Source organism: Nonlabens ulvanivorans (assembly GCF_032922765.1).
Lineage (GTDB): Bacteria > Bacteroidota > Bacteroidia > Flavobacteriales > Flavobacteriaceae > Nonlabens > Nonlabens ulvanivorans.
On record NZ_CP136694.1, the window covers coordinates 1,272,908 to 1,285,369 of the forward strand.

Annotated in this window: 15 protein-coding genes; 9 read left to right on the top strand and 6 right to left on the bottom strand. The window is 36.6% G+C overall.

What is annotated here, in order from left to right; genetic code table 11:
- Positions 1 to 39 precede the first annotated feature (39 nt).
- Positions 40 to 240: a hypothetical protein gene (locus R1T42_RS05790; protein WP_317291644.1), complete on the top strand. Its 201-nt coding sequence runs from the start codon at positions 40 to 42 to the stop codon at positions 238 to 240.
- Here R1T42_RS05790 and R1T42_RS05795 read toward each other — a convergent pair.
- Positions 235 to 1,311 carry a chorismate-binding protein gene (locus tag R1T42_RS05795; RefSeq protein WP_317291645.1) on the bottom strand — a complete coding sequence of 359 codons (1,077 nt, stop codon included), beginning with the start codon at positions 1,309 to 1,311 and terminating at the stop codon, positions 235 to 237. The genes R1T42_RS05790 and R1T42_RS05795 overlap by 6 nt on opposite strands.
- Positions 1,312 to 1,330: 19 nt before the next feature.
- A complete protein-coding gene (locus tag R1T42_RS05800) occupies positions 1,331 to 1,750 on the bottom strand; it encodes a PaaI family thioesterase (protein WP_317291646.1) in 420 nt (139 codons plus the stop codon).
- A gap of 34 nt (positions 1,751 to 1,784) precedes the next feature.
- Here R1T42_RS05800 and R1T42_RS05805 point away from each other — a divergent pair, with 34 nt between their 5' ends.
- From R1T42_RS05805 to R1T42_RS05820, 4 genes are all read left to right on the top strand, one after another.
- Positions 1,785 to 2,429: an alpha/beta hydrolase gene (locus R1T42_RS05805; RefSeq protein WP_317291647.1), complete on the top strand. Its 645-nt coding sequence runs from the start codon at positions 1,785 to 1,787 to the stop codon at positions 2,427 to 2,429.
- A gap of 2 nt (positions 2,430 to 2,431) precedes the next feature.
- Complete coding sequence (locus R1T42_RS05810) at positions 2,432 to 3,001, top strand: non-canonical purine NTP diphosphatase (RefSeq protein WP_317291648.1); 570 nt, start codon at positions 2,432 to 2,434, stop codon at positions 2,999 to 3,001.
- A 63-nt stretch (positions 3,002 to 3,064) separates the two neighbouring features.
- Complete coding sequence (locus R1T42_RS05815; protein ID WP_042246848.1) at positions 3,065 to 3,859, top strand: carboxypeptidase-like regulatory domain-containing protein; 795 nt, start codon at positions 3,065 to 3,067, stop codon at positions 3,857 to 3,859.
- A 27-nt stretch (positions 3,860 to 3,886) separates the two neighbouring features.
- Complete coding sequence (locus R1T42_RS05820) at positions 3,887 to 4,930, top strand: M28 family metallopeptidase (protein ID WP_394805718.1); 1,044 nt, start codon at positions 3,887 to 3,889, stop codon at positions 4,928 to 4,930.
- A 99-nt stretch (positions 4,931 to 5,029) separates the two neighbouring features.
- On the opposite strand, the gene R1T42_RS05825 is transcribed toward R1T42_RS05820, so the two are convergent.
- Positions 5,030 to 6,544 carry a DEAD/DEAH box helicase gene (locus R1T42_RS05825; protein ID WP_317291649.1) on the bottom strand — a complete coding sequence of 505 codons (1,515 nt, stop codon included), beginning with the start codon at positions 6,542 to 6,544 and terminating at the stop codon, positions 5,030 to 5,032.
- Between the two features lie 158 nt (positions 6,545 to 6,702).
- Here R1T42_RS05825 and R1T42_RS05830 point away from each other — a divergent pair, with 158 nt between their 5' ends.
- Positions 6,703 to 7,323, top strand: a complete 621-nt coding sequence (locus R1T42_RS05830; RefSeq protein ID WP_317291650.1) for a YqaA family protein — start codon at positions 6,703 to 6,705, stop codon at positions 7,321 to 7,323.
- A 162-nt stretch (positions 7,324 to 7,485) separates the two neighbouring features.
- On the opposite strand, the gene R1T42_RS05835 is transcribed toward R1T42_RS05830, so the two are convergent.
- From R1T42_RS05835 to R1T42_RS05845, 3 genes are all read right to left on the bottom strand, one after another.
- Positions 7,486 to 8,355: an OmpA family protein gene (locus R1T42_RS05835; RefSeq protein WP_036584837.1), complete on the bottom strand. Its 870-nt coding sequence runs from the start codon at positions 8,353 to 8,355 to the stop codon at positions 7,486 to 7,488.
- A 77-nt stretch (positions 8,356 to 8,432) separates the two neighbouring features.
- Positions 8,433 to 9,440 (bottom strand): glycosyltransferase family 2 protein, encoded by a 1,008-nt coding sequence (locus R1T42_RS05840; RefSeq protein WP_317291651.1) that lies wholly within the window; start codon positions 9,438 to 9,440, stop codon positions 8,433 to 8,435.
- Positions 9,437 to 9,880, bottom strand: coding sequence for a type I restriction enzyme HsdR N-terminal domain-containing protein (locus tag R1T42_RS05845; RefSeq protein WP_317291652.1), 444 nt, complete (start codon positions 9,878 to 9,880; stop codon positions 9,437 to 9,439). The genes R1T42_RS05840 and R1T42_RS05845 overlap by 4 nt, the downstream gene beginning before the upstream one ends.
- Before the next feature lie 33 nt (positions 9,881 to 9,913).
- Between R1T42_RS05845 and holA the strand changes: the two genes are divergently transcribed.
- The 3 genes from holA to R1T42_RS05860 all read left to right on the top strand — a co-directional run bounded on the left by holA (position 9,914) and on the right by R1T42_RS05860 (position 12,324).
- Positions 9,914 to 10,921: a DNA polymerase III subunit delta gene (gene holA, locus R1T42_RS05850; RefSeq protein ID WP_317291653.1), complete on the top strand. Its 1,008-nt coding sequence runs from the start codon at positions 9,914 to 9,916 to the stop codon at positions 10,919 to 10,921.
- Positions 10,921 to 11,937: a 1,4-dihydroxy-2-naphthoate octaprenyltransferase gene (menA, locus tag R1T42_RS05855; protein ID WP_317291654.1), complete on the top strand. Its 1,017-nt coding sequence runs from the start codon at positions 10,921 to 10,923 to the stop codon at positions 11,935 to 11,937. The genes holA and menA overlap by 1 nt, the downstream gene beginning before the upstream one ends.
- A 189-nt stretch (positions 11,938 to 12,126) precedes the next feature.
- Positions 12,127 to 12,324, top strand: coding sequence for a hypothetical protein (locus R1T42_RS05860; RefSeq protein ID WP_317291655.1), 198 nt, complete (start codon positions 12,127 to 12,129; stop codon positions 12,322 to 12,324).
- Positions 12,325 to 12,462: the final 138 nt, after the last annotated feature.

Below are 12,462 nucleotides of genomic sequence, written 5' to 3' on the forward strand. Positions count from 1 at the left end.
TAAAATCATCATCTTTAGTTCTCTTAAACTGACCAACCTATGAGAATATTCAAATTTGTAATCCTCTACACCTTTATAGGAATATATGAATCGGTACTATTTGTAAGCTCAACAGCTACAAAGGTTAAGAACTCATTTACAAGAACAATTTCTCAATCTAGAACACAAACATCTAGAACTACTGCCCCACAAAGAATGCGCGGTGCTTTACTTAAAACAGCATTTAGAAGTATTTTATAATAATCGATGCATCGTTTGCAACTTTGCCCTAGTCTCTTGATACTCTAGCAAAGCATCACTTTTTGCTGTAACGCCACCACCTACATAAATAATGGCCTTTTTATCTACCAGTTGCATACATCTTAAATTTACAAAGTAATGATGTGAAGCACCGTTTACAATCCCTAAATAGCCTGTATAATAACTTCTATCATAGTTTTCGTTATTAACAATAAACTCCATAGATTCATCTCTAGGTAATCCGCAAACTGCTGGTGTAGGATGCAAAGCACCTAACAGATGTTCTATCTGATTTGTACTAGATCGAGCTTGTATAAAAGTTCGTAAGTGTATTAGATGTCCAGCTTGAACCGTTTCTACTGGTGATTGTTTGATATCTATTGCACCAGACTCCTTAAATTTAGAGATGATAAAGTCTGTTACTAATTGTTGTTCTTCTTTTTCCTTATCGCCCCATACATGATTTAAACTACCATCATCAACTGCTGTACCTGCAAGTGACATGGTAGAAACCTGAAGCGGTATGGCATCAGTTCTCGATTGTGCTGAATACAAACCATCACTTTGAGCATTCATCAATAATTCTGGAGTTGCACCCATCCATTTACCTACCTGTGGATGATAGAAAAAATATCCATTTGCGGTTGGATAGGTATCTAACAATCTCTCAAAAATAGTAAGATCAGAATCCTCAATAGCAAACTCTTGTTTTCTGGAAAGTACTACTTTACTTAATTGCTTTTTTTCTAATCGTGTCATGGCCTTTTCAAAAAGCTCTAAGTAAGCTTTTCTACCATCTTCTGGAATTATCGACTGTTTAATTTCTGGTGCTGATGCAGAAACATCATACCTAAAGTTTAAGACCTTATCAGCATGAATATAAACCTGATTTTCATTACTTTGGAATTTTGAAAAAACAGCATAAGCCACTTTGTCAGGTGTTGTTTTATGCCAGGTTTGATCATTTTGAGCAACTACTTTTACCTCAGCTGAACCTGCCATTTTAAGTGCCAAAAACGGAAGGTCTTGCTCAAGAAGGAAGTTTAAATATTGGAATAACTTTTCGCGCAAGCGGTATAATTTAAAAGGTTTAAGAGTCTTTTTTTAAAGCGATTGTGGTGAGCTTACAGATTGATATCAATCTTTCTTCTTCATCCACTATTCTGATTTCCCAAAGCTGTGTCGTTCGACCTTTATGCAAGAATCGAGCTGTCGCAAATACATCACCATCCTTTTTTGATTTGGTGTGATTTGCACTTATCTCTAATCCTCGTATTACAAATTCTTTTGTATTCAAAAAAATATAACTCGCCGCACTACCTACAGACTCTGCTAGAGCGACGCTAGCACCACCGTGTAACACTCCATCTGGTTGATGAACTCTCGATGTCACTGGCATGCGAGCTGTTAGAAAATCCTCACCTACATCAACAAACTCAATCTCAAGAGTTTCCATAAGTGTATTTTTACATATCTGATTGCAACTAGCAAGTATCTGTTCTTTGTCCATATCTTTACCAAAAATAAGGAACAGTCGTCAAACTATGGTAAAAACAATCGCTTATCAACATACTAATTCATACGAGGTATTAAATCCTGTAACTGAAACTACAGAGAATATATGGATTTGTTTTCACGGCTTGGGATACCTCGCTAGGTTTTTTAAAAGATATTTTACTGATTTAGACCCGTTAAAAAATGCAGTGATTGTTTTACAAGCGCCTTCAAAATACTATCTAGGTAAAAACTTTAAGCACGTAGGTTCTAGCTGGCTTACTAGAGTTGACACAGATCAAGAAATGCAAAACAACCTTAATTATGTAGATGCAGTTTTAAAAGAAGAAGGCTTACACCGCGATGAAAGAATGGTAATCATGGGTTACTCACAAGGTGTTTCAATTGCCACAAGGTTCTTATTACACTACAATTCGCCAGTTAAAGCTTTAGTAATGCACAGCGGCTCTATCCCTAACGAATTCAATGAATTAGATGGTGTGAAATTTAAATCTTTATCCACCAGAAACATTCATATATCTGGAACCAAAGACGAATATGTCACTGCTGATTTAATACAACGAGAAAATAAAAAAATCCAGATGCTTTTCGGCACGGAATGTGAATTACACAGACCAGATATAAAACATGAAGTTGACACTCAATTACTAGTCGACATCTCAAACACACTTTAAAAATGGAAATCATATTTGCTACTCATAATAATAATAAGCTCAAAGAAGTTCAAATCATGATGCCAGAAAACATCAAACTATTAAGTCTTGATGATATAGGAATGCATGAAGATATTCCCGAGACTTCAACAACTATTTCTGGTAACGCAGCACAAAAAGTTCAATTTATCAGACAGCGTTATGACCTACCTGTTTTTGCAGATGATACAGGATTAGAAGTCTTTGCTCTTAATAATGAACCAGGTGTTTATAGTGCCAGATATGCTGGCGAGCATAAAAGTAGTGAAGACAACATGGAACTTTTACTCAAAAACCTAGAAGACAAACGAGATCGTAGCGCCCGATTTGTGACCGTATTTGCACTAGACATGGATCGATACCAGACGCTTTTTGAAGGTGTTTGTGATGGTGTAATAACTAAGTCCTATCATGGCGATAAAGGTTTTGGGTACGACCCTATTTTTATGCCTAATGGTTATGAAAAAACCTTTGCTCAAATGAGTTTAGTCGAGAAAGGTGAAATAAGTCATCGTGGTATTGCGTTGAAAAAGCTAATTGCTTATTTAACTTAAGGTAGTTAATTAATTAATAAACCTCATTAAAACCCAACTCGTTACATTATTTTAGCTCACAGAATGAAAGCATTACAACAACTTACCCTACTATTAATCCTCTTAATTACAAGCACAGGTCTTGCTCAGGAGAATACGACTAGCACTGAAACATCTAAAAGCACGTCTGTTTTTGGTAAAATACTCAATGCCAAAAATGATAGCATCATCAGCAATGTGAATATCGTTAACCTTAATCAAGTAAAAGGTACGATCTCTACAGAATCTGGAGCTTTTAAAATTCCAGCTCGTGTTAACGATACGCTATTCTTCTCATATATAGGCTTTGAGACCATCACAGTTAAAGTAACAGAAGACTGGCTCAAATTTGGAGATGTCACTATTTCTATGACCGAAAAAGGAATCGCATTAGAAGAAATCGATATTAAAGTGGTGGCGCTTACAGGATTTTTAGAGATCGATGCGCGCAAAGCTCCTATCTATAATAATAGACGCTACAGCATTAGCGGTTTACCTAAAGCTTATGAAGCTGGTAATGATGAACCAGGCGCTGTAACTAAGGTATTGGGCTCTATATTTAATCCAGCAGATTTCCTTTATAATGTATTTGGTAAGAAAGGTACTTCCATGCGCAAATTAAGGCAGATTAAAGAACAAGATGAGATACGTAACTTACTACAAAGTAAGTATGACCGAGAGACCTTAATGAACTTACTTCAAATGGATAAAGTAAGTATTGATGCTATCTTACGCAATTGCCAGTACTCTAAATCCTTTATTGATACCGCAAATGATCTTCAAATACTAGACGCTATAAGCGAGTGTTATGAAGAATACAAGGTTCTTAAACGCAATTAAATTAAACCATCACTAAACTATATTATCTTGAATTTTAAACACACCATACTAGCCGTAAGCGCTGTTGCCCTTATCGCTTCTTGTTCTAGCAAGAAAAAATCCAACGAAGAAAAGGATAAAAAAGAAATGGTATCTACAAACGCATATGCAGATGTAGACGCTATGAAGTATGCTAATACAATTACTTTAGACGAACTTAGAGACCAACTATATTACTATGCTAGTGATGAAATGGAAGGTCGCTACACAGGATCTCCAGGACAGAAAAAAGCGGTAGAGTATCTTCAGTCCTTATATGAGAAAATGGGCGTCGCTGGTGGAAATCTGGACGGAAGCTATTTTCAAACGGTTCCTGGTAGTTACTTCAACAAACCAGACCTTACCTCAGAAAATGTTCTAGGATTCATTAAAGGAACTGAAAAGCCTGAAGAAGTACTGGTAATATCTGCTCACCTAGACCATATCGGTACTAAAAATGGTGTCGTATTTAATGGTGCAGATGATGATGGTAGTGGTACGATTGCACTTATCGAGATTGCCGAAGCTTTTAAGAAAGCAGCAGAAGATGGATACGGACCTAAACGCTCTATCCTATTCTTACACGTTACTGGTGAAGAGATCGGACTTTATGGTAGTAAGTACTATTCTGAGAATCCTGTATATGCTATGGAAAATACGATTGCAAATCTTAACATAGACATGATCGGTCGTATCGACCCTAAAAGAGAAGCAAAAACAGACTACATCTACTTAATAGGTAGTGATATGTTAAGTCAGGACTTACATGATCTTTCTGAAATGGCCAATGAAAAATACATGAAGTTAGATCTAGATTACACTTATAATGGTAAAGATGATCCTAACCGTTTTTACTATCGCTCTGACCACTATAATTTTGCAAAGAATGATGTGCCAGTGATTTTCTATTTCAATGGTACACATGAGGATTATCACCGTGCAGGCGATACACCAGATAAAATTGAGTACGAGCTTTATCAAAAAAGAGCTCAACTCGTGTTTGTAACTGCTTGGGAACTTGCAAACAGCCAAAGCAGACCTACTTTAAAATAGAGTTCTTACCTTAATAAAAAAAAGCAGCTTTCTAAATTAGAAAGCTGCTTTTTTTTATGCAGTTATTTTTGATATCTCGCTTTCGCGGAAGCTAACTAATTAAGCATCTACACCAGCAAACTCTTGTTGAATTGCAAGGCGTAATCTACGGTAGTAGTCCTCTTCTAACCAATCCTTATAGTTGTTTGTATTATTGATGATGCAATAAGAGTAACGACGGATTCTATCTTTAATATCTTCCTTAAGTAGTTTTGCAAGAATACGTGCATCAAAAACGTCTTCACTATTCTCCACACACCATTGTACGTGTTGTGCGATAGATTCATCTAAGACTTCTTTAGACTTACGATTTTCTTTAGTGATGCGTTTATAAGCACCTTTTACATCAAAAGTAAAATCAGTGGTGTTAGGAAACTCTGCTTTTACATCGACAGGTATTCTGTAAACAAAATTGCGTTCAATCTCTTCATCAGATACGATGTTCTCTACATAGAAATCCGGAGATCTGAATACTTGTTGCCAGTCCACAGGCTCATTCCATAAACCAAAACGAGCCACATTATTTCCTAGATCGACAATATGGAACTCTTTTTTATCTTTAAGGATACGAGAACCACGACCGATCATTTGATAATACAACGTCAATGATTTTGTCGCTCTGTTAAGTATAATACACTCTACACTAGGCTCATCAAAACCAGTTGTTAAGATACTTACCGACGTAAGAACAGCATCTGGTTTATTTTTAAACCACTTAAGAATCTCTTTACGCTCTTCTTTAGTATTGGTATTATCTAAGTGTCTTACTTCTATTCCTGCTCTTTTAAAAGTCTCTTCTACCTCTATTGAAGTACGGATACCGTTGTTAAAGATTAAGGTCTTCTTCCCTTTACACACATCGTTATAGGATTGCAGCAGCTTATCTTGCATTGATGAGTCGATGTAAAGCTTCTCACTAGACTTAACGGTATAATCACCGTTCATACCTATAGTAAGTCCACTAAGTCCTACATCATAAGTATGTGTAACAGCTTGTGCTAAGAATCCTTGATTTACAAGAGATGATATACTATCTCCTACGATAAGTTCTCTATAGTTATCCTTCATAGGTAACTTAAAGTTAGAACTTAAAGGTGTTGCTGTAACTCCTAAAATAAAACAGTGCTCAAAGTACTTGAATAATTTTCTGAAACTATTGTAGTGTGCTTCATCAATAATCACAAGACCGATATCCTCTAACTCAAGTTTATCATCTTGTAATCTATTGTTCAATGTCTCCACCATCGCCACAAAACATTCATACTCATTTTGATCATCAAGCTCTTTTACCTTAGAGTTGATCACTTTATTCTTCACATTAAAGCCATTAAGCATTTTAGAGGTTTGCTTACATAACTCGATACGGTGCGTGAGAATAACTACTTTTTTCTGCTTCTCTTTAAGATACTTTCTTACAATTTCTGAGAAAATAACCGTTTTACCACCGCCTGTAGGCAGTTGATATACAAGGTTATAATCGTCTGATTTATTATCGATACGGTCAAAAATCTCTGCAAGATCACGTTTCTGGTAATCATACAACGACTTTACTTTAGTATCAGGATTAGTGGTCATCAATGGCTTTCTTTAAATTTTGAGATTTGCAAAAATAGCGCTTTTAAATACTTTATACAGCCCATTTTTCTAGGTTTAACTAATAAATTTTTCTTTCCATTATATTAACAATGAACACCGCCTAAAATCATTATTTTTGTAGACTTATTTAATTAACAGTGTCAGATACAGCTAAAAGACATAAAAGCAAATTTAAATTCAATAGAGCGCACCGCTATTATAAGCTTACTGGGTTCTATTCTTTTGTAGTAGAGAGCATTAAAAAATCAATGCCGCCAGTACTTGTTGTGGTAGGTATTCTTGCTGCCATTCACTTCTGGGTGATGGATATTCCTTCTATGCTAGAACTAGCGGTAGAGAAATTACCAGATTATGGGGTTTTAGCTTTTTTCTATGTTTCTGAAACTATTCTAGGATTGATTCCGCCAGAGTTATTTATTGCATGGGCAGGAAAAACCGCTACACCTATTTTAAACTTATCTTTAATTGCACTGTTCTCCTATTTAGGCGGAATGACCGCTTATTTCTTAGGACGTCGTGCTCTTAAAATACCTAGTATACATTATTACCTTGAGGTAAGAATGGCAAAACAATTAGTAATGGCCAGAAAATGGGGTGGTATTCTTATCGCTGTAGGTGCTTTACTTCCACTGCCATTTTCTATTTCTAGTCTGGTGGCAGGTATGTTAAAGTATGATTTTAAATGGTGGCTTATCATCGGTCTATTGCGTTTTGTGCGTTTTGCGATTTATGGTGCCGCTATTTTTCAGGTAGTGTAATTTTTGATATTTAGTAGTTAGACGATTCAGGTGTTACACACCTACTTTTCCATCACTGGCAGATGCTGAAATAAATTCAGCATGACAGGTTTTAAATGGTACATAAAAAAACGCTTCAATTTCTTGAAGCGTTTTTTTCTAATTCTAAGTATTTAAAAATACTTACTGCTTTTTAGCATCTATTTTTGCTTGTTCCATACCTGACTCGATCATATCAAAGAATTGATCTAGTTTAGGAAGGATGATGATTCTAGTTCTACGGTTCTTTGCTCTACCTTCTGCAGTATCGTTACTGGCAATAGGCACATAGTAAGAACGTCCAGCTGCTGTCATTCTAGCAGGATCGATTTGTTCTTTCTCTTGTAAATAACGGGTAATCGATGCCGCACGAGCAGTACTCAAATCCCAGTTATCCTTAAACTTTCCAGATGCAATAGGTTGACTGTCTGTGTGACCTTCAATCATTACTTCCATGTTGGACTTATCTTTAAGTATCGTACCTACTTTACCTAATACATTATAAGCGTTACTATTGATCTGATCACTACCGCTAGAGAATAATAGTTTATCACTAATAGAGATAAATACCACACCTTTCTCAACGTTTACGTTAATATCTTCATCATTAACATTACCTAGTGAGCTCTTAATACTGGTTACTAAAGCAATTGTTACACTATCTTTTTTAGTAAGCGCATCATTTAAAGAACGGATTTGTAAATCTTTCTCTTTGATACGTTCTAACGAAGTTTCTAAAATCTCTGCATCTTTTTTAGAAAGAGTCGCTAGATCACCTACATTATTAAGTAAGGACGCATTACTTTCTCTCAGGTTTTGGATTTCGCTCTGTAAAGCACTTAATCTTGCTTGTGCAGCTTTCTCATCAGACAGACAGGCGTTAAGTTTAACGGTTGCGGTATCTAAAAGTTCTTGAGTAGATTGCTGTTTAGCAAGTGCTGCTTCCAGGTCTTTTTTTGATGCACAAGAAAATAGTGTTCCTGCACACAAAATCGCTATGATTATTTTTTTCATTGTTATTGTTTAATTTGAATTCAAAAATAAGAAAATGACAATTCTTGTGTTAATACTTAACAGACATTTATCAATTATTATTTTACAGATTGATAATTTGAACGGTTTTTAACAAAAAACTGATAAACTATAGAGAATACCGCAGGCTTAGTTGATGTTTTCTTAGCATATCGTTTTACTTCTTGTCTTTTTTGAAGCATGGTTCTTAGTCCACCATAAAACGATGCGTGCGCTTTTAATATTGCCATAAAGTGCGCTGGTTTTGCCTTAAAGAGAAATTGCAAACCAGCAAGCCCATCCAGTACCATGCGCAAGAATAAGATGCCCAACCAGTTAGCACTATGATCGTTCTTTACGATATTATAAAGACTGTTTCTAAAATTGTAAAAAGTCTTACGTGGATTGAGTGCCGCTAGCGTTCCACCACCTAGATGATATACGGTAGCATCTGTGGCGATCGCTATTTTATAACCGGCATGACGCAAGCGCCAGCACAGATCAATCTCTTCTTGATGGGCAAAATAAGCCTCATCCAGTGCGCCTACTTCTAGAAATGCTTTCTTCTTGACAAATAATGCTGCTCCACTAGCCCAATCCAGATTTGTACTATCGCTATACTGTTGATGGTTCTCTTCTACCTGGTCAAAAATGCGACCTCTACAATAAGGATATGCCAGTCTATCCAGATAGCCACCTGCCGCACCTGCATATTCAAAATAGGTGCGTCGCTTATCATCCAGCAGCAATGGTTGTGCTGCTGCAATAGTAACATCAGACTTAAAAAGTGTGGTGATAGGTGCTAGCCAGTCCTCAGTGACCTCTATATCATTATTTAATAAACATATGATCTCTTCATCGACAGATTGTAGGGCAACATTATAGCCACCGGCATAACCGCGATTTTCATCCATCGCTATGATCTTTACAGATGGATACTGCTCTTTTACCCATGATAGCGATGCGTCTGTTGAGGCATTATCTGCCACATAAACGGTATGCTCTTTACTATATAAGACGACGCTGGGTAAATAGCGTTGCAATAGCGCTAGACCATTCCAGTTTAAAATAACGATTCCTATTTTCATGTATAATCTGGTAAATCCTGGATAAATTGATAGCGTTGCGCCTCATAATCCATGGTGCAAAAGTAATGTTCCATTCCATTAGTGACCATTAAATACTCAGATTCTAGTGCGAGATTGTATCGCGCGATCTGGTCAAACACGGATTGATCTATTTTTATTTGCGGCGCTTTACACTCAATCACCGCATATATAGAACCATCTTTATTAAAAACGAGGATGTCATATCGCTTCTTTGTTCCTGCGACATTGAGCTGTTTTTCTACATTAATAAGACTGTGTGGTATACGCTTTCGCGAAAGCAGCCAAAACACCACATGCTGCCTCACCCATTCCTCTGGTGTGAGATGGACAAATTTTTTACGTATCTGGTCAAAAATCAACCGACCTTTTTCAGTACTTTTAACCCTGAAATTTCCTGCCGGTAGTCGTAATGGCGTCATACCGCAATATTACAAAAACCACCACGGCTCTTTATGAGTGATACCAAAAAAATTATAGAAGATATAAAGAATAGGAAACTTGCGCCTATTTACTTTTTATATGGTAATGAACCTTATTTTATTGATGAGATAAGCGATTACATTGCTGCAAATGTACTGGACGAAGGCGAAAAAGGCTTTAACCAGATGGTGCTGTATGGTCGTGATATAGACATGGGCGAGCTGGTTGAAAATGCAAAGCGTTTCCCGATGATGGCAGACTATCAGGTGATTATCGTTAAAGAGGCACAAGATCTAGCACGTCACTGGGATAAGTTTGAATCTTATGCAAAACAGCCGCAACCTACTACGATTCTAGTCTTTAATTATAAATACAAAACGCCTGACAAGCGCAAAAAGGTGTTTAAAGAAATGGCAAAGAATGGTGTTTTCTTTGAAAGCAAACCGTTGTATGAAAATAAAGTCCTGCCATGGATCAATAGTCATTTAAAGAGTAATGGTTATAACATTGAGCCCAAAGCTGGACAGATGCTGATTGAGTTTCTGGGAACTGAGATTGCCAAAATCAAAAACGAACTGGATAAATTAATGATTATTGTCCCTGCGGGAACCATGATCACACCACAGCTGATTGAAGAAAATATAGGAATCTCAAAAGATTACAACAACTTTGAACTGCGCAAGGCGCTGGGATCTCGAGATACGGTAAAGGTGAATCGCATTATCAACTATTTTGCCGAGAATCCTAAGGACAATCCACTGGTGGTTACCATAGGTCAATTGCACAGCTTTTTTGTACAGTTATTAAAATTGCACGCGATGACCGACCGCAATCCACAAACGGTGGCAAGACAGATAGGTGTGAGTCCGTTTTTTGTACAAGAATATTTTACGGCAGCAAAGCACTACCCTATGAAACACTGCAGTCATGCGATCAAGATCATACGCGATATAGATATGAAGTCTAAAGGTGTAGGAACTAATAAACCACAACAACACGATTTACTACAAGAGTTGATCGTTAATATCATGTATCCATAATGTCTACTAAATTTAAAGCCTGGATCAGTGCCGCACGATTAAGAACCTTGCCATTAAGTATCAGCGGAATTCTAGTGGGAAGTGCTTATGCTTATTTAAGAGTTAGTCATCTTGAATATTTAAAAACATCAAATGTGCTAGGCGTTTTTAGTTTTGCGATTGAGGATTTTGTAAGTGATTTTTATTTCCTCATCCCTATTCTTGCACTCATCACCACATTAGGTTTTCAAGTGCTGTCTAATTTTGCAAACGATTATGGCGATGGCGTTAAAGGAACTGATAATGATGACCGTGTAGGACCTATGCGTGCGCTGCAAAGTGGTATCATTCTCGCACACGAGATGAAACGTGCGATGATCATCACTGCTGTGTTGACCTTAATAAGTGCGATAGCATTGATTTATGTGAGTCTAGGTATAGAGCAACTATTGATTTCGCTCTTCTTCTTGGTGCTGGGAATAGCAGCCATTTGGGCAGCGATAAAATACACCGTAGGTGATAATGCTTATGGTTATCGCGGTCTGGGCGATGTGTTTGTCTTTATATTCTTTGGTCCTGTAAGTGTGATGGGGATTTTTTACTTGATTACAAAAGCGGTGGACTGGAATATGATCTTGCCATCCATCACTATAGGATTGCTAAGTGTTGCTGTATTGAATCTCAATAACATGCGCGATATCGAGAGCGATAAAAAAGCTGGTAAAAACACCATCGTGGTAAAAATGGGTTCAATGAAAGCCAAGCTGTTTCATTATACTTTAATCACCATAGCATTAGTAACCGCATCCTTATTCTTTATCACCTTATATTATAAAGAAGTCATGGATGAAAACATGACACAACCATCATTGTTGATGTTCTTACCACTACTCGCTTTTCTACCGCTATTTTTACATTTAAAAGTGGTAGAATTAAACAAAGTACCAGCCCTACTCGATCCAGAATTAAAAAAGGTCGCGCTATCGACTTTTGCCTTTGCGTTATTATCTGTGCTATCGGCATGGATCGTTAGTTGATCATCTTATCAACAGATTAACGATTTGTTTTCCAGTTGTTTAATGAAAAACGGACAAATAATAACTTTTGCTTAACACTCTGTTTTAACAAATGTTAAGCTTGGATTTGGGATTATGTTCTAAATTAGAGCTGAATTTAAAACGCAGAATATCTGAATATACTTTACTTTAACTAAATCCTGAATTGTTATGGCTAGAGCTATGTTTGAGTACACTAAAACGGTACTAGAAAAGGTTAGTTTTAATCCTACACTCTTTTGTAAAGAATTTCAAAAGGCTGTAGAACGTTTATTACCATTTGAAATCGAAGAATTGATGATATGGATGAAACCTATGTTGTTGCAGCATCCAGAGCTAGCAACCTGCGTACCGTTACTACCCAAATAGAAATTTGACATTTTAAGAAAGAAATCCCATTGAAGTAAATCTTTAATGGGATTTTTTTGTTACCCATTTTTTTGAAGGAATTATCCACAGTTATGTTGATAAAGTATTCATTTTAATTCTTTTGGTACTTTATGGATC